This is a genomic window from Marilutibacter penaei (genome assembly GCF_014145395.1).
GTDB classification, from domain to species: domain Bacteria; phylum Pseudomonadota; class Gammaproteobacteria; order Xanthomonadales; family Xanthomonadaceae; genus Marilutibacter; species Marilutibacter penaei.
This window is the reverse complement of record NZ_JACHTE010000004.1, coordinates 158,390-176,130: the sequence shown is the minus strand read 5'-3', so window position 1 is coordinate 176,130 and position 17,741 is coordinate 158,390. Positions and strand designations below refer to the sequence as shown.

The window sequence follows — 17,741 nt, the reverse complement described above, 5'->3', positions numbered from 1 at the left end:
ATCGGGCATCGAATGCGCTACAGGGACCCGCGGATTGCCGGGCTGGCGCCAGGCCATGCCGGTTCCTTCGAGATCCGCGCGTGTGACACACGCCGAACGCAATCTCCGCCCCTGTGACCGCGAGGCTGTGCCTGATTGATATCGTTGTCAACCTTATTTCATAAGGATTGTGTAGGCGTTCACAGATGAATTCTTGACCTTGCGGTCAATCGTCAGGTCCTGGGGGACATCGGCGTGTTGTCCAAGGCGCCGGCGGGGCGTCGGTTACCATCGCCATGGAGGTCTCTCCAGAGGATCGATGGACGTGGGCGCCCAGACAGAGCCGAAAGCATCGCTGCGGGTCGCCTTGCTCGAGGATGACCGGTTGCTGCGCGAGCGGGTACTCGAACCGGGCCTGCGGAACTTCGGTTTCACGGTGACCAGCATGGAGACGGCGGCTGAGCTGGATGGCTTCCTGCGCAGCGAACGCTTCGATCTGCTGGTGCTGGATGTCGGCTTGCCTGACTCCGATGGCTTCACCGTCGTGCGGCAGGTGCGCGCCTCCCATCCCGCCATGGGCGTGGTCATGCTCACGGGCCGCAACGGCACCCCGGATCGCGTACGCGGCCTGAGCGACGGTGCGGATGCCTATCTCGCCAAGCCGGTCGAGCTCGACCTGCTGGCGGCGACGTTGTACAGCGTCGCGCGGCGACTTGAGCCGCCTGTCGCCCCCCGAGCGGACGGCTGGCAGCTCATGCGGGGGGGCTGGGTGCTGTCCAGCCCGGAGGGCGCGGAGGTCGCCTTGACCGAAGCGGAGCGTCGCGTGCTGGACCTCCTGGCCCGGCACGATGGCGAGATCGTGCAGCGTGAGGACATCATCGCGTCACTCACCGACAACGTGCACGATTACGACCCGCACCGGCTGGATTCGCTGCTCCATCGCCTGCGACGCAAGGTCGAACGCGTGGCGGGGTGCCCATTGCCCCTGAGCGCCGCGCACGGACGCGGTTACGTCCTGGCGCTGGGGGCCTGACGGGCGTCGGAAGGCGGTAGGTCGGGCGTGGTGCGCTTCGCCGGCAGCAGGATCCGCACGCAGGTGCCTTGCCCGGGCGCAGTCTCCAGGCCGATCGTGCCGCCGGCCAAGGTGACCAGGTCATGGACCACGGAAAGTCCCAGCCCGGTGCCCTGGCCGGGGGATTTGGTGCTGAAGAACGGCTGGAAGACGCGGTCGCGCGTGGTCGCATCCATCCCGCTCCCGTCGTCGGCGAAGCGGATTTCGAAGCGGTGTTCGCCCGAGGTTGCCGCGTCGATGCGAAAGTGACCGCCCTCGGGCATGGCGTCGCGCGCGTTGGCGGCGATGTTGAGGACCATCAGCTCGAACTCGTTCTTGTCGAGGTGGATGCGCCACGGCGACGGTTCTGCTGCGATCTCGAGGCGTACCGTGGGCGGGAAGAGCTGGGCAAGCACCGGTCGCAGGCTCTGCAGGACCGCGCCCGGATCGAACCACTCCAGCGTGAGCTCGTCTTCCCGGTTGAAGGTCAGGAGCTTGCGGGTGGTGGCGATGCCGCGATCGGCGACGTCCTCGATGCCTTCCAGTGCTTCTTCCATCGCCCGCGCATGTTGGGCATCGGATAGCGTGGCACTGGCGTCGCGCTGCGTCGTGAACCCCTTGATGACGTTCAGCAGGTTGCCGAAATCGTGGGCGACGCCGGCTGCGAGCCGTCCGGTGGCTTCGCGCTTCTGGGACTGGATCAACTGCGCCTGGGCACGTTCGCGCTGGGCGACTTCCCGGCGCAGGGCCCGGCTGCGCGCGTCGGCCTGCGCGAGGCTGCGTCGCAGCGCATCGACGGTGCGGTCGAGCACGAGGGTGATGACGGTGTAGCTCAGCAAGAGGCCGGGTGCATTGACGAGATCGGTGCGGTTCCATGCCATGCCGGCGGGCAACGCGCGCCAATCGGTGACGAAACCGGTGACGAGGATGGCGACCACCAGACCGAACGCGGTCCACAGTGCGCGTCGCCCCAGCACCAGGCCACTGACCACCAGGATCAGGATCATGGTCGCCTGGTCCATGAGCATGTCCGAGGCACCGAGCTGCCGGTATGTCAGGAAGTTGGACGCGACCAGGCAGGCCAGGTAGAGCTTCACCGCTACCCTGAAGCGCCCGAGCCGTATCAGTGCGACTCCCATGAAGGCCACCACGATCGTGACGATGTCCATGGCGAACACGAAGCGCCACTCGTCCGGGATCTCATGCGCGGTCAGGTGCCACAGCCAGCTCAGGGCGAGCGTCGCCCCGTTGAAGGCGAGCAGGACCTGCATGGTTGGCGCGTTCTGGCGGTCGATGGCGTTGCGCACGGGGGCGCGGCGAAGCCAGTCGATGAAGGTTCGGGGCATGCGATCGCGGACTCTTCGAAACCGTCACCGCGTAAACGTGCTTCATGTCACGGCGACGTGAGAAGCCGTGAGTATTCAGCGAGAAGCCGCGCGTGACAAGGCGGTGCCGCGGGCCATAGCTTCGATTGGTGACGGGACGATGACGCAATTCGCATCCCGTTCCAATGCCCATGGCGGGGGCGAATCATCTTCGAACTGCAGGCGATGCAGTGCGGCATTCGCGTTCCCCCGTTCATGCCCGTTGCCTTCCGCCGCCTGCAACACGGTAAACGGCAGGAGTAACGCGGCAATGAACAAGGTATTCAGTCTCGTCTGGTGTCCCTCGCGCCAGATGCTGGTAGTGGCTTCGGAAAAAGCATCTGGACGCGGAAAGTCCGCGGGCGGCCGGCGCGGCATGGCGGCGGCGACGGGCCTCGCGACGGTGCTGGTGGGCGGCCTCCTCCTGGCCGCGCCACCCGTGATGGCGGCCACGCCCGTGGCAGCGGCCGCCGACCCCTGCGCGGCATTGACCGAGGAGCAGCGGGCGGCGACGGAGGGCTGTGAGATCCCATCCGGCAGTGCTGACGCCGATCACCAGGCATCGGCCAATGCGTTCGATCCCGCGTACGTGAAGGCGAACGGGAAGGGCGACGGCAGCGACGATGCGGATGCGCAGGGCACGGGCGCGATCGCCATCGGCAGCGGTGCCGCCACGCAGCCGTGGGAAAGCGACTACGGTCCCACCTTCGAAGCCGTGGGCGCCGTGGCAGTCGGGCAGAACGCGTCCTCGTCCGGTCGCAACACCGTGGCGATGGGCAACAGCGCGAATGCCAACGGAAACTCGTCGACTTCCGTCGGTGCGTCTTCGAACGCCACCGGCGTTGGCGGCACCGCCTATGGTCATACCTCGAACGCCGCGGGAGACGCGAGCACCGCGGTCGGGCAAGGCTCGATCGCCCGCGCCTATGGCGTCGCGATCGGCTCGCACGCCTATGCAACCGGAGGCCAGGCGGCCATCGCGATGGGGGCGTCCAGCATCGCCGCGGAGAACGGGGCCGTTGCCATCGGTGCCGAAACCGAGGCCTATGGCGCCGGCAGCCTGGTCGCGGGCATGGGAGCGGGTACCAACGGCTACCAGAGCATCGCGCTGGGTGCCCAGTCACGCGCGCTGGAAGGCGACAACGGCGTGGCCGTGGGCCCGGTGTCGTTCGCCATCGGCAATGGCGCGGTTGGTGTCGGGTACAACGCCGTCGGTTATGGCGAGCAGGCGGTGTCGGTGGGACAGCACGCTTACGCCGACGGCAACGGCACCGTCGCCATCGGCGGCAGCCAGTGGGCGGACGCGGACGGTGACGGTGAGCCCGATGTCGGCGAGTCGACCTATGCCAGCGGTGAACAGGCCGTGGCGCTGGGCCAGCTTGCCGGCGCGGACGGAGAGGGCGCGACTGCAATCGGTGGCTCGTCCAATGCATTGGACGATGGCTCGACCGCCGTGGGCTCGATGAGCCTGGCGGCCGGCGAGGACAGCACCGCTACCGGGACGAACAGCGTCGCCAATGGCGTCGAGAGCAGCGCCTACGGTGCGAACAGCTATGCCGATGGTGCGTACACGACGGCGGTGGGCAGCGGCAGCTTCGCGCTGGGCGACGGCTCGTCGGCGGTGGGCTCGGGGGCCAATGCGATGGGCGCGGACTCGACCGCGGTGGGCTATGCGGCCAACGCGCTGGCGGACGGCAGCAGTGCCATCGGCACGGCGAGCACGGCGAGCGGCGCGTTCAGCGTCGCGAACGGCTACGGGGCCCAGGCGATCGGCAACCAGGCCACCGCGATCGGTGTGCAGGCGCAGGGCGGCCGGTTGTCGACGGCGGTGGGCGGCTATGCCAACGCGGCGCCAGACGGTGCGTCGGCGATCGGTTACGGCAGCATTGCCGGCAGCTCGAGCGTGGCACTGGGCGCGGTGGTCGACGCGGGCACGGTGTTCTTCGGGCGTCCGAACGGCGAGCTGGTCAGCGCCGAGGCGCATGGCGTGGCGTCGACGGCACTGGGCCCGGGTGCACTGGTGCGCGAGGAAGCCTTCGGCGGCATCGCGACCGGTGCGCTGGCCGAGGTCGACGGTCGCTTCGGCATCGCCCACGGCTCGCTGAGCTATGTCCGCTCCGATTTCGGCATTTCGATCGGTGGTCGCAGCTACGTGCTCGGCGACTACGGCGTGGCGCTGGGCTGGGCCAGCAACGTGAAGGCGTACGGCGGTGCCGCGGTGGGCGTCGGCTCGATGGTGACCGAGGGTGCCGGCTATTCGGTGGCCCTGGGGGCCGGAGCGGTCGCGGACCGCGAGTACACCGTATCGGTGGGCAAGGAAGGCACCGAGCGGCAGATCACCAATGTGGCGGCGGGCACCGAGGCGACCGATGCGGTCAACGTGGCCCAGCTTGAAGACGCGATGGGCGACGCCAATCACTACCTGGACGCGCAGGGCGCGGGCGACGGCAGCGACGATGCGCTGGCACTGGGCGAGCAGTCGGTAGCGGCGGGCGCGAACAGCGTCGCCAACGGCATCGAGAGCAGCGCCTACGGTGCGAACAGCTATGCCGACGGTGCGTACACGACGGCGGTGGGCAGTGGCAGCTTCGCGCTGGGCGACGGCTCGTCGGCGCTGGGCAGCGGCGCCAATGCGATGGGTGCCGACTCGACCGCGGTGGGCTATGCGGCCAACGCGCTGGCGGACGGCAGCAGTGCCATCGGCACGGCGAGCACGGCGACCGGCGCGTTCAGCGTCGCGAACGGCTACGGGGCCCAGGCGATCGGCAACCAGGCCACCGCGATCGGTGTGCAGGCGCAGGGCGGCCGGTTGTCGACGGCGGTGGGCGGCTATGCCAACGCGGCGCCGGACGGTGCGTCGGCGATCGGTTACGGCAGCATTGCCGGCAGCTCGAGCGTGGCGCTGGGCGCGGTGGTGGACGCGGGCACGGTGTTCTTCGGGCGTCCGAACGGCGAGCTGGTCAGCGCCGAGGCACATGGCGTGGCGTCGACGGCACTGGGCCCGGGTGCACTGGTGCGCGAGGAAGCCTTCGGCGGCATCGCGACCGGTGCGCTGGCCGAGGTCGACGGTCGCTTCGGCATCGCCCACGGCTCGCTGAGCTATGTCCGCTCCGATTTCGGCATTTCGATCGGTGGTCGCAGCTACGTGCTCGGCGACTACGGCGTGGCGCTGGGCTGGGCCAGCAACGTGAAGGCGTACGGCGGTGCCGCGGTGGGCGTCGGCTCGATGGTGACCGAGGGTGCCGGCTATTCGGTGGCCCTGGGGGCCGGAGCGGTCGCGGACCGCGAGTACACCGTATCGGTGGGCAAGGAAGGCACCGAGCGGCAGATCACCAACGTGGCGGCGGGCACCGAGGCGACCGATGCGGTCAACGTGGCCCAGCTTGAAGACGCGATGGGCGACGCCAACCACTACCTGGACGCGCAGGGCGCGGGCGACGGCAGCGACGATGCGCTGGCACTGGGCGAGCAGTCGGTGGCGGCGGGCGCGAACAGCGTCGCCAATGGCGTCGAGAGCAGCGCCTACGGTGCGAACAGCTATGCCGATGGTGCGTACACGACGTCCGTCGGAAGCGGCAGCCTCGCATTGGGCGAAGGGTCCTCGGCGCTTGGGAGCGGCGCGACCGCGCTGGAGGCCTACAGCACGGCGATCGGCTACGGGAGCGTGGCGGACCGCGAGAACACCGTGTCCGTCGGCAGCGTCGGCAACGAGCGCCAGGTGACGAACGTGGCGGCCGGTTCGGAAGCGACCGACGCGGTCAACGTGGGCCAGCTCTCGGAGGCCACGCAGTACACCGCTTTCGGTCCGCACGAAGGACCGGGTGGTGGCATCAGCGGTGACTTCGTGCCGGCTTCGGCGACGGGTCTGGGCGCAGTGGCGGTTGGCATGAACGCCGATGCCAGCGGTGCATTCGCCGCCGCCTTCGGTCTCGCGGCTACGGCGAGTGGCGCGTCGACCACGGCGCTGGGTGACTGGAGCCGGGCCATTGGTGACATGTCCACCACGGTCGGTGGGAATGCAGTCTCCTACGGGGACTGGGCCACGGCCATCGGCTACCGCGCCTCGACGCCCGGCGAAGGCGCGACGGCGATCGGCGCGGGTGCGACGGCCTTCGCTGACGACGCCATGGCAATCGGACGGGCGGCGCGCGTCACCGCTACTTCGGCAGGCAGCCTTTCGATCGGCAACTGGTCCAGCGCCCGCGCCACCAACAGCGTCGCACTGGGCACCAGCTCGGTGGCGGATCGTGCGGACAGCGTCTCGATCGGCTCGTCCGGTAGCGAGCGCCAGCTGGTCAACGTGGCCGCGGGCACCGAGGACACCGACGCTGTCAACAAGGCGCAGCTGGACGCGGTGGCGGGTGACGTGGATACCCTCGCGTCGAGTGCGGTGGCGTACGACGACGCCGACAAGGGCAGTGTGACTTTCCAGGGCGCGGAAGGCACCGTGCTGCGGAACGTCGCCGCCGGCGAGGTCGCCGAAGGCAGCACGGATGCCGTCAACGGTGGCCAGCTGTTCGAGACCAACACCCGTGTCGGCTCGATCGAGAGCCAGCTGGGTGCCGTTACCGGAACGATCGCGCATGTCGTGGCGTACGACGACGAGGCGCATGGCGCGATCACGCTGGACGGCGCGGAAGGCACGCGGATCAGCAACGTCGCCGACGGTGTCGAAGCCATGGATGCCGTCAACAAGGCGCAGCTCGATGCGGCGGTGGCCGATGCCAGCGTCGACGTGGAAGGCCTGGTCGGATACGACGACGAAGAGAAGGGCAGCGTGACGCTGGCTGGCGAGGACGGGACGACGGTCGGCAACGTCAAGGCCGGCACGCAGGCGATGGATGCCGTGAATGTCTCCCAGATGGACTCTGTCGTCCAGGCACTGGGTGGCGGTGCCGCCATCGGGGCCGACGGCATGATGGTCGCGCCCACCTACGCCATCCAGGGCGGGAGCTATGGCAACGTCGGCGATGCCTTCGGCGCCGTCGACCAGGCCCTGAGCCATCTCGACGAGCGGGTCACGACGCTCGAGACCAAGCCCGGCAATGGCAATGGCAACGGCAATGGCAATGGCAACGGCAACGGCAACGGCAACGGCAACGCGCCCGTGGCCGGGACCGGCGCCGGCGTGGCCGTCGGCACCGGCAGCCATGCCCAGGACGTGGACGATACCGCCGTTGGCAACAGCGCGGTCGTGGGCGCGAGCAACGGCACCGCGGTGGGCAACAACGCCACCGTCGCCGACGTGGCCACCGATGCCGTCGCCGTGGGTGGCGATGCATCCGTGACCTCGGCATCCGGAACGGCGGTGGGCCAGGGCGCCAGCGCAACGGCCGAAGGCGCCGTGGCTCTGGGCCAGGGCTCGATCGCGGACGAGGCCAACACGGTGTCGGTGGGCAGCACTGGAAACGAGCGCAAGGTGACCCATGTCGCCGATGGCGTGGCGGACACCGACGCCGCGAACGTGGGTCAGGTGCAGGCGGGCGACAGCGCCACGCTGGCCAGTGCCAACGGCTATGCGGACACCGTCGCGAGCCAGTCCGTCTCGACGGCCAGGGCCTACACCGACTCGACGGCGACCCAGACCCTGCAATCGGCCAACTCCTACACCGACATGAAGATGCAGGCGATGAACGACCAGTTCGGCCAGCTGCAGGAAGACGTGTGGGCGCGCCTCGGCGACCAGGACCAGCGGATCGATCGCATGGGTGCGATGAATGCCGCGATGGTGAACATGGCCGTCAGTGCGGCGGGCGTGCGCACGCAGAACCGGGTCGGTGTCGGCGTGGGCTTCCAGGGCGGCGAGGAAGCCCTGTCCGTGGGTTACCAGCGTGCGATTTCCGACCGCGCGACGGTGACCTTCGGCGGCTCCTTCAGCAGCGACGAGTCCTCGGCCGGCGTCGGCGTGGGCTTCGGCTGGTAATCGATCAGATGGGGCGAAGGATCGCCCCGACCGACTTCCTTCTCCATCCAAGCATCGGGTAAGGCCCGCCGGCAGGCACGGCGATGGGCGCTTCTGTTTCCTGATGCCCCTTCTGGCAAGACAAACGAGAAAACGCAATGAAGACAAAGCTCCACAAGGCCGTCCAGGCCCCGCTCGCCGCCGCCATCGTGGCCGCGCTCTGCGCCGGCACCGCACTCGCGGCCGGCCCGTCTGCCATGCCTCCCATGAAGCAGCAGGTCCGGCCGATGGCGACCCTGTCCGGTGCGAACGACGTCGCCGGCAACGACCGCTTCATCGTCAAGTACCGCACGAGCAGCACCGCACGGGCGGCTCGGGTCGACGTCGCGGGCAATGTCCGCGCCGCGGCGACGAGGGCCGGCGTGCGTGCCGACTCGCGTTCGGCGCTGGGTGCGGAGCACATCCGACGGCTCTCCACGGGCGCCGAGGTCGTTCGCGTGTCGCGCAAGCTGGATCGCGTCGAGTCCGCGCGCCTGGTCGACCAGCTCAGGGCGGATCCCTCCGTCGAGTACGTGCAGGAAGACTTCCTCAAGCACGCCATGGATTTCGTCCCCGACGACACCTATTTCGAAGAGCTGCAGTGGGATTTCCAGAACACCAGCGTCGGCATCCATGCGCCCACGGCGTGGGATACCTCGACCGGTGAGGGCGTGGTGGTCGCGGTGCTCGACACCGGTTATGTCGACCATCGCGATCTCGATGCCAACATCATCCCCGGCTACGACTTCATCAACGATCCCGCGGTTGCCGGCGACGGCGACGGCCGTGATGCGGATGCGCATGACCCGGGCGACTTCACCGCGAAGGACATCAGCAGCTGGCATGGCACCCATGTGGCCGGCACCGTCGCCGCGGTGACGAACAACGGCTTCGGCCTCGCGGGCATTGCGTTCAACGCGAAGGTGCAGCCGGTCCGCGTCCTGGGTCGTGGCGGCGGCTACACTTCCGACATCGCCGACGCCATCACCTGGGCCTCCGGTGGCAGCGTCGACGGAGTTCCGGACAACCCGACCCCGGCTGAAGTGATCAACCTCAGCCTGGGCGGCGAGCGCAAGTGCAACCAGGACCCGGTGACGCAGGCGGCGATCGACGGCGCGATCAGCCGGGGCGTGACCGTGGTGGTTGCCGCCGGCAACGACAACATGGACGCGACCAACTTCTCGCCCGCCAGCTGCGAGGGCGTGATCACGGTCGGCGCCTCGGGCAGCGATGGCGCGCGGTCGTACTTCTCCAACTATGGCGCGCCCGTCACGCTGTCGGCGCCGGGCGGAAACGCCACCAGCGGCACGGACCCCGAGAACCGCTGGATCTGGTCGCTTGGCAACAGCAGCGAAGCCGAGCCGGTACCGAGCCCCGAGGGTGATGCGATCCTCGGCATGATCGGCACTTCGCAGGCGGCGCCGCACGTGGCCGCGACCGTGGCCCTGATGCAGGCTGCCGCGGTCTCCGCGGGCCTGGATCCGCTCACCCCGGCGCAAGTGAAGAACGTGCTCCGCGCGAGCGTTTCGCCGTTCACCGTTGCGCCGCCGAGCAACAAGCCGCAGGGCCCGGGCATCCTCAATGCCGCGCTGGCGGTCGCCAACGCGACCGAGGTGCTTCCGTCCGAGGATGCCACGCCGCTTCCCAACCGCGTGCCGGAAACGGGACTGATGGGTGCGGCCGGCGACGGCACGCTGTACCAGCTCACGGTTCCCGCCGGGACCCGCAGCCTCAACCTGCGGACCTACGGCGGCAGCGGCGACGTCTCGATCTACGTGGCCTACGACCGCCCGGCATCGGAAGCCGACCATGACCGCAAGTCGGCGCGCCCGGGCAACAACGAAGCCGTGGTCATCACCAACCCCGCCGCCGGCAACTACTTCGTGCGCGTCGTGGGCGAGACGGCATTCAGCAACGTCACGCTGCTGGGCCTCTACTGACAGACCCGGAACCGACCGGCAAGACGGGAGCGGGGCGGGAAACCGCCTCGCTCCCTCTCCATGCGGCGATCGCCGGCGTCAGCACTCGATCACGTTCACCGCCAGTCCACCGCGCGACGTCTCCTTGTACTTGTCGCGCATGTCGCGGCCGGTGTCGCGCATGGTCTTGATCACCTTGTCGAGGCTGACCTTGTGCTTGCCGTCGCCGCGCATCGCCATGCGACTGGCGTTGATCGCCTTCACCGCGCCCATCGCGTTGCGTTCGATGCAGGGAATCTGCACGAGCCCGCCGATCGGATCGCAGGTCAGCCCGAGGTTGTGCTCCATGCCGATCTCGGCCGCGTTCTCGATCTGTCCGGGCGTGCCGCCGAGCGCGGCGGTCAGTCCGGCCGCCGCCATCGAGCAGGCGACGCCGACTTCGCCCTGGCAGCCGACCTCGGCGCCGGAGATGCTGGCGTTCTCCTTGTAGAGGATGCCGACCGCGGCGGCGGTGAGCAGGAAGTCGCGCACGCCCTGCAGGGTAGAGCCCGGGATACAGCGGTCGTAATAGTGCAGCACCGACGGGATGATGCCCGCGGCGCCATTGGTCGGCGCGGTCACCACGCGGCCCCCGGCGGCATTCTCTTCGTTCACGGCGAGTGCGTAGAGGTTGACCCAGTCCAGCGTGGTCAGCGGATCGCGCATCGCCGACTCGGGTCGCGACGAGAGCTCCGCATGCAGCGTCGGCGCGCGGCGCGAGACATGCAGGCCGCCGGGCAGGGTGCCCGACTCGCGGATGCCGCGCCTGACGCAGGACTGCATGGCCTCCCAGATCTCGTCCAGGCCTTGGTCGATCTCCTCGCGGGAGCGCCAGCATTCCTCGTTGGCATACATCAGTGCCGCGATGGTGATGCTCGTGTTCTTCGCCGTGCCGATGAGTTCGTCGCCCGACGCGAACGGGTAGGGCACCTCGGTGGTGTCGGCGACGATGCGGTCTTCGGCCGCTTCGTCCTGGTTGACGACGAATCCACCGCCGACCGAGTAGTAGTCGCGCGTCGCGATCACCTCGCCGCTCGCGTCGAAGGCAGTGAAGCGCATGCCATTCGTGTGGAAGGGCAGCTTCTGCCGCTTGTTCATGATCAGATCGTGCTTCTCGTCGAAGTCGATCTCATGGGCGCCGTGCAGGAGGATCCGCTTGTCGGCGCGGATGCGTTCCAAGGCGCCGGGAATGACGTCGGGGTCGATGCGGTTGGGCCAGTGGCCCTCCAGCCCCATCAGCACCGCCTTGTCGGTGCCGTGGCCCCGGCCCGTCAGGGCCAGTGAGCCGAAGACCTCGGCGCGCAGGCGCGTGGTGCGCTCGAGGTCGCCGTTGTCCACGAGCCAGCGCTCGACGAAACGGGCGGCGGCGCGCATCGGGCCGACGGTATGGGACGAACTCGGACCGATGCCGATCTTGAACAGGTCGAAACAGCTGACAGCCATGGGGACTCCTGGGCCCGCGAGGGATGGCAAGCGGGTAACCCGTTATTCTACGGGCCCGCCCCGGTCCCTCCGCTACCGTCCGTTCCGCCGCCGTGAAGACTGCCCCAAGCGTTCAGCCTCCGTCGCTGCTGGTGCTCTACCAGCGCGACGACTGCCATCTCTGCGACCTCGCGCTGGAGGTCCTCGCCGCGGTGCGTGCCCCCGACTTCGAGAGCGTGTTCATCGACGACGTGCCGGCCCTGGAGGCGCGTTACGGCGCCCGCGTGCCGGTGCTCCGCCAGGGTGACGGGCGGGAACTGGACTGGCCCTTCGACGCCGGCCGCCTGTCGGCATTCCTGGGCGATTGAGCGCTCAGTCGGCCCTCCTGAACACGACGCGGGTGCTGACCGCGACCGCGTCCGGCAGGGTGTCGGTATCCGCCCAGTCGCCGGCCCCGACCTCGAAGGCGAGGCGGGGCACGCTGGCCTGGCCGTTCAGCACCGGGGCCTCGCCCGGTGTCCACTCGAAGGTCAGTGTCACCGGCTGGCTGATGCCGCGCAGGCTCAGGGTGCCATCGGCGGCGTAGCGCCCATCGTCGAGCCGGCGGAACGCGGTGGCGGTATAGCGGGCTTCGGGGAACCGGCTGACGAAGAAGAAGTCGGCGCCGAGCAGCGTTTCGTCGCGGTCGGCATTCTTCGTCGTGGCGCTTGCCAGCGGGATGGCGACGTCGAGCCGTGCCGACGACAGGTCCGCCGGGTCGAAATGCAGGGTCGTACGGAAGTCGGGAAAGCGTCCGACGAAGACTTCGCCGTCGTACTTGCTTGCGAATGTCAGGGCCGACCCGGGTTGCTGCGCATACTCCGCCGCGAGTGCGGGCAGTGTCGGCAGGGCCAGGGCGGCGGCGAGGGCCAGGCGATGGAAGGACATGGCAACTCCGGTGCTCAGGGGGCGCGGCGTCCCGGCAGCATGCGCCGCAGGGTCTCGTCGCGCTGGAAGACGTGATGGTAGAACGCGGCGCCGGCGTGCAGGGCGACCAGCGCGACCAGTACCCAGAACAGCCATTCATGCGCGTCGCGGGCGAGGTCGGCCAGGCCCTCGTCCGGGGGCGACAGCTTGGGGACGGTAGCGACGCCAAACCACTTCAGCGGCCGCAATCCACTGGCCGAGTCGTACAGCCACCCCGACAGGGGCATTGCGAGGATGAGGCCGTAGAGGATCCAATGGGTGGCTCCGGCGATCGCCGCCTGCCACGGCGGCGTCCCGGCGACCGGCCGCGGAGTGCCCGCGTACAGCCGCCACCCCAGGCGCACGATCACCAGCGCCAGCACCAGCAGTCCGGTCGACTTGTGCAGGTCATAGACCCAGAAGTACTTCGGCGAGCGCGGTAGCGCATCCAGGCTGAGTCCGACGATGGCGAGGCCGAGGATCAGCAGCATGATGAGCCAGTGCAACCCCTGGCTGACCGCGCCCCAGCGATGCTCGGTGTTCTTCAGCGTCATGGCGTGGGCTCCTTCTCGGACTCGGACTCGGACTCGGACTCGGACTCGGACTCGGACTCGGACTCGGCGGCTTCGCGTGCGGCGGCTTCGATGTCATTCGAGCCGGGTGCCGCCGGGGTTACGCCCGCGTCAGTGGTCGCGCCGGCCGGCGGGGGCGTGGGATCCGACGAGGTGCGGAAGGTCTCCGCCGCGCTGCGGTCACGGAGGGCCTCCGCCTCGATCCGCAGCGTGACCGTGTCGCCGATCATCGTCGACCACGCATCGATGCCGAAATCCGAGCGGCTCAGCGTCGCGGTTGCCGAGAATCCGGCGGTACGGCGGAACGGCGGCATCGGATGCCGGTCGACCGCGTTCATCGTCACCTCCAGGCACTGGGGGCGCACCTGGCCGCGCAGCTCGAGGGTGCCGCATACCCGCGCTTGCCGTTCGCCGCTGGCGATGACGTTGTCGGAAACGAAGCGGGCCTCGGGATGGGCGCTGGCATCCAGCAGCCGTGGACCGAGGACGGCGGCGTTCCAGGCCGCGTCCCCGAAATCCAGGGCCTGCAGCGGAACCCGTACATCCAGGCGGGCCGAGGTCCAGTCCCCCGGTTCGAACAGCAGGGCGCCGGTGCTGCCCGAAACGGTGCCCAGCGCCTGGGAGAAGCCGGCGTGTCCCACGCCGACCAGAACCCGGGTGTGTACTGGATCGAGCGACCACGCGGTCGGGTCCGCGGCGCGGGCCGAGAGGGGGCCCGAAGCGACGGTGAACAGGACAAGGAGGCGGATCCAGTGCATGCGGCACTCCCGGGTGCGACCGGGTACACGATAGCAATCCCGGCGTCCGCTGCACCCGCGACGCGGGCGAAACAGCGTTGCCCCGGTGCAACGGACGGCCCTGGCCGGTTTGCGGTATCGTCCGTGCGCGCAGGAGGGAGGGAACCGATGGCTCTTCGATGGATCGCCTGGCGCGCGGCCCTGGTCGCGGTGCTGGCCGCGGTGTCGGGCTGGGCGCATGCGCAGGCTCGCATGCCCGACGTGCCCCGGCCCCGGATCATCGGGGTGGAAGACGGGCTGCCGTCCAGTTACATCAACGGGATCACCGAAGACCGGGACGGCTACATCTGGGTCGCCACCACCGATGGCCTTGCGCGGTACGACGGTACCGGGATGCGGGTGTGGCGACACGACCCCGCCGATCCTGCCTCCCTGCCCGGCAACCTGATCACGGTGGTCCACGTCGACGCCCGCAACCGCGTGTGGGCGGCGGTGGAAACGCGTGGCCTGAGCATGATCGATGCCGGGCGCCGCGAGCTGACCCATTACCGGATGTCGGGCGATCCGCGCATCGGCAGCGACGACGTGTTCGCGATCGCCAGTCGCGGCGACGAGATCTGGTTCGGCACCTATGGCGGCGGCCTGCACCGGTTGGATGGGCGCGGGCGGATCGTGCGTTTCATGCCCCGCGAAGGCGACCCGACCAGCCTGCCTGCCGAGACCGTCACGTCGCTCGCCTTCGACGATACCGGCACGCTCTGGGTCGGGACCGTCGCCGGCCTCGCGGCCTGGGATGGCACTGCATTCCGCCGCGTGGCCCTGCCCGGCGAGGTCCCGGACGGCCTCGTCTACTCGGTGACCGCCCGCCAGGACGGGCTCTGGGTGGGGGCCGCGGACGGCCTCCACCGCATGCAGCCGGACGGCGCCTGGGCCGCGCTGTCGTGGTCCGGCATGTTCGCGCGGCCCAACGCGGCGTTGAGTATCGCCAGCGACCCCCATGACCACTTGTGGATCGGGACCCAGCGCAGCATCTGGCAGGTGGCGCCCGGCGAGGTTCCCGTCCCGGCCGGCGTGGCCCTGCACGGGCCGACCCGCCTGGTGCAGCAGATCCACGCACAGGACAACGGTGCGCTGTGGATGCCGGTGGCGGGCCGGGGCCTGGGGCTGCTCCGGCCGGACTGGAGGACCGCCGTCCAGCTCTCGCGCGAGACCGGGCTGACCAGTTCCCTGTACCTCGGCACGGTGCCTTCGGCCGACGGCGGCGTGTGGATGATCGGCGAACGTGGGGAGCTGGACTTCCTGGACGCACGCGGCCAGCTGCATCCGACCGATCCCGACATCCGCGCGGCCCTGGCGGGCTGGCGGCCAACCTCCATCGCGGAGGATCGTCATGGGCGTGTCTGGCTGGGCACCGCCGGCCTGCACGGCAGCCTGCTGCAGGTCGGTGCGGAAGGGGTGGCGCGGGAGTGGTCGCCCGCGTCGGACGTCGATGCCACCTTCGGCGGCGCGATCCCGCTGATGAAGACCGGTCCGGACGGCAGCCTCTGGCTGGTCAGCAGTGGCGGTGGCGTCCAGCAGCGCGACCCGGGCACCGGCGAGGTGCTGACGTCAATCCCGGTCGGCGACGCGCACGGGCTGGGGCGTGGGGACGTCGAGGCCCTGGGATTCGACGCGGAAGGGCGGGTGTGGATCGCCGGCGAGGACGGCCTGCGCCGATGGGATGCCGCGCGGAGGCGCTTCGAGCCACCGCACGGGCTGGGCCAGGAACGCGTGTTCGGCTTCGACTTCGATGGCGCCGACACGCTCTGGATCCAGCGCCTGGCCGGTCTGGAGCGGTACCGCCGGATCGGCGACGGGTGGCAGCGGGACGCGCGTGTCGGTTCGGCCCAAGGCATTCCCGCGGTCGAGGGCATGGGATTGCACGTGGATGCGCGGGGCCGCGTCTGGCTCGCGACGGCCCGGGGGCTGTACCGGTGGGATCCCACGGCCTGGCACATGCGCCGCTTCGGCCTGGCCGACGGACTCAGCAGCCACCAGTTCGTGGACCACTCCACCGTGCTCACGCCGGAAGGGTTGCTGGTCGGTGCCGTCGAGGACGGTGGCGTGGTGGTGGTGGACACGCGTGCGCGGGATCCGGCACCGCTGGCGCCCCGCCTGCAGTGGGGGGAGGTGGAGGTGCGGCGCGAGGGCGACTGGCACGCACTGACTCCCGGTGCGTTGGCGTCGCTTCCGGCCGACCACCGTGAGTTGCGGGTGGCGTTCCGGCTGCTCGCGTTCGACAACCCCGAGGAAAGCCGGTACTTCACCCGGCTCGACGGAGACGACAAGGACTGGGTCGCCCACGGCCGGCGGGGCGAGCGCATCCTGGCGGGCCTTGGCCCCGGCCATCACGTGCTGCACGTGCGCGCCGTCGACGCGCTCGGCAACGCCGCCGCGGAGCGAACGCTGCGCTTCCGGGTTGAGCCGCCCTGGTGGCGGACGCCGCCGGCCTGGGCGGGGTTCGCCGGGCTGGCCGCGCTGTTGGCGTGGTGGCTTGCGGATGCGTACCGGGGCCGGTTGAGGCAGCAGCAGGCCCAGCAACGCATCGAGCACGAACGCGAGGTGGCCGAACAGGCCTCCCAGGCCAAGACGCGTTTCCTCGCCACCCTGGGCCATGAGGTCCGCACGCCCTTGACCGGTGTGCTGGGGATGAGCGAGCTGTTGCTGGACACGCCCCTCGACGGGCGCCAGCGCGGCTATGCCGAAGCCATCGGAAAGGCGGGCGAACACCTGCTGCGACTGGTCAACGACGCGCTGGACCTGGCCCGTATCGAGGCCGGCAAGCTGGAGCTGGACCCCGCGCCGTTCGACCTGCGGGCGCTGGTGGCGGAAGCGGCGGTGCTGGTCGAGCCGCTGGCACTGGAGAAACAGCTGGACTTCGGCGTGCGCATCGCGCCGGAGGTGCCGCGCTCGGTGTCCGGCGATCGCAAGCGGGTGTGCCAGATCCTGCTGAACCTGCTCAACAACGCGGTCAAGTTCACCGATGTCGGCCGGGTCGGCATGTCGGTCACGGCGCCCGCCGACGGAGGCGTGCGATTCAGCGTCGAGGATACCGGGCCTGGACTTGAGGCCGGCCAGAAGGCCCGGCTGTTCCACCGGTTCGAGCAGGCGGACGGTGCCCGCACCACGACGCGCTACGGCGGCAGTGGCCTGGGCCTGGCGATCTGCCATGAGCTGGCGCTGGCGATGGACGGGCGCATCACGGTGGAGAGCGAACCGGGACGAGGCGCCCGCTTCGACGTCTGGTTGCCACTGCCGGAGGCCGCCTGCGGGGAGGCCGTGGCATCGCCTGCGCGCATGGTGCACGGCGAGCTCCTGGAGCTGCTGCTGGTGGAGGATGACGCTACGGTGGCCGAGGTGGTGACCGGGCTGCTGCAACGCCAGGGGCATCACGTCGTGCATGCCGGCCATGCGCTGGACGCGTTGTCCGAGGTGCAGTCACGGGGGTTCGATGCCGCCCTGCTCGACCTCGACCTGCCCGGCCTCGATGGCCTCGCGCTGGCTCGCCAGCTGCGGCGACAGGGTTTCGAACATCCCCTGGTCGCGATCACCGCGCGCGCCGACGGCGAAGCGGAGGCGGAAGCCATGGCGGCCGGGTTCGATGCCTTCCTGCGCAAGCCGCTGACCGGCGCGATGCTGCGGCAGGCACTGGCGGGCATCACGAAACGATCGTGACGCCCGGCGGGCTTCGCGTCCTTGCCGCGTCGCGAAGCCGAAAACAGGCCCGCGGTGG

General features: G+C 69.8%; 8 protein-coding genes and 2 pseudogenes. 5 read left to right on the top strand and 5 right to left on the bottom strand.

Features of this window, described 5'->3' with window-relative positions; all coding sequences use genetic code 11:
* The first annotated feature begins 304 nt into the window (after positions 1 to 304).
* The gene (locus tag H4F99_RS06740; protein ID WP_343064157.1) at positions 305 to 1,012 is read left to right on the top strand and encodes a response regulator transcription factor; all 708 of its coding nucleotides are present in this window, start codon (positions 305 to 307) and stop codon (positions 1,010 to 1,012) included.
* Here H4F99_RS06740 and H4F99_RS06735 read toward each other — a convergent pair.
* Positions 988 to 2,376 (bottom strand): sensor histidine kinase, encoded by a 1,389-nt coding sequence (locus tag H4F99_RS06735; protein ID WP_182668962.1) that lies wholly within the window; start codon positions 2,374 to 2,376, stop codon positions 988 to 990. The genes H4F99_RS06740 and H4F99_RS06735 overlap by 25 nt on opposite strands.
* A gap of 301 nt (positions 2,377 to 2,677) precedes the next feature.
* Between H4F99_RS06735 and H4F99_RS06730 the strand changes: the two are divergent.
* Positions 2,678 to 8,317: pseudogene (locus tag H4F99_RS06730) on the top strand (ESPR-type extended signal peptide-containing protein); the annotation flags it as partial.
* Between the two features lie 137 nt (positions 8,318 to 8,454).
* Entirely contained in the window at positions 8,455 to 10,275 is a 1,821-nt protein-coding gene (locus H4F99_RS06725) for a S8 family peptidase (protein WP_182668960.1), read from the top strand.
* A gap of 78 nt (positions 10,276 to 10,353) precedes the next feature.
* On the opposite strand, the gene H4F99_RS06720 is transcribed toward H4F99_RS06725, so the two are convergent.
* Positions 10,354 to 11,736 (bottom strand): L-serine ammonia-lyase, encoded by a 1,383-nt coding sequence (locus H4F99_RS06720; RefSeq protein WP_182668959.1) that lies wholly within the window; start codon positions 11,734 to 11,736, stop codon positions 10,354 to 10,356.
* 125 nt (positions 11,737 to 11,861) lie between these two features.
* Here H4F99_RS06720 and H4F99_RS06715 point away from each other — a divergent pair, with 125 nt between their 5' ends.
* A complete protein-coding gene (locus H4F99_RS06715; protein WP_182669113.1) occupies positions 11,862 to 12,083 on the top strand; it encodes a glutaredoxin family protein in 222 nt (73 codons plus the stop codon).
* A 4-nt stretch (positions 12,084 to 12,087) separates the two neighbouring features.
* Here H4F99_RS06715 and H4F99_RS06710 read toward each other — a convergent pair whose 3' ends face one another.
* The 3 genes and pseudogenes from H4F99_RS06710 to H4F99_RS06700 form a co-directional block, all read right to left on the bottom strand.
* Complete coding sequence (locus H4F99_RS06710; RefSeq protein ID WP_182668958.1) at positions 12,088 to 12,642, bottom strand: YceI family protein; 555 nt, start codon at positions 12,640 to 12,642, stop codon at positions 12,088 to 12,090.
* Positions 12,643 to 12,656: 14 nt separating this feature from the next.
* Positions 12,657 to 13,214 (bottom strand): cytochrome b, encoded by a 558-nt coding sequence (locus tag H4F99_RS06705; RefSeq protein ID WP_182668957.1) that lies wholly within the window; start codon positions 13,212 to 13,214, stop codon positions 12,657 to 12,659.
* 122 nt (positions 13,215 to 13,336) lie between these two features.
* A pseudogene (locus tag H4F99_RS06700) lies at positions 13,337 to 13,990 on the bottom strand (YceI family protein); the annotation flags it as partial.
* A gap of 147 nt (positions 13,991 to 14,137) precedes the next feature.
* On the opposite strand from H4F99_RS06700, the gene H4F99_RS06695 reads away from it, so the two are divergent.
* The gene (locus H4F99_RS06695; protein WP_182668955.1) at positions 14,138 to 17,683 is read left to right on the top strand and encodes a hybrid sensor histidine kinase/response regulator; all 3,546 of its coding nucleotides are present in this window, start codon (positions 14,138 to 14,140) and stop codon (positions 17,681 to 17,683) included.
* Positions 17,684 to 17,741: the final 58 nt, after the last annotated feature.

What these genes read in the sequence shown, in the direction of transcription:
- H4F99_RS06735 (WP_182668962.1), bottom strand. Translation starts at nt 2,376, where the DNA reads ATGCCCCGAACCTTCATCGACTGGCTTCGCCGCGCCCCCGTGCGCAAC.
- H4F99_RS06725 (WP_182668960.1), top strand. Translation starts at nt 8,455, where the DNA reads ATGAAGACAAAGCTCCACAAGGCCGTCCAGGCCCCGCTCGCCGCCGCC.
- H4F99_RS06720 (WP_182668959.1), bottom strand. Translation starts at nt 11,736, where the DNA reads ATGGCTGTCAGCTGTTTCGACCTGTTCAAGATCGGCATCGGTCCGAGT.
- H4F99_RS06710 (WP_182668958.1), bottom strand. Translation starts at nt 12,642, where the DNA reads ATGTCCTTCCATCGCCTGGCCCTCGCCGCCGCCCTGGCCCTGCCGACA.
- H4F99_RS06705 (WP_182668957.1), bottom strand. Translation starts at nt 13,214, where the DNA reads ATGACGCTGAAGAACACCGAGCATCGCTGGGGCGCGGTCAGCCAGGGG.
- H4F99_RS06695 (WP_182668955.1), top strand. Translation starts at nt 14,138, where the DNA reads ATGGCTCTTCGATGGATCGCCTGGCGCGCGGCCCTGGTCGCGGTGCTG.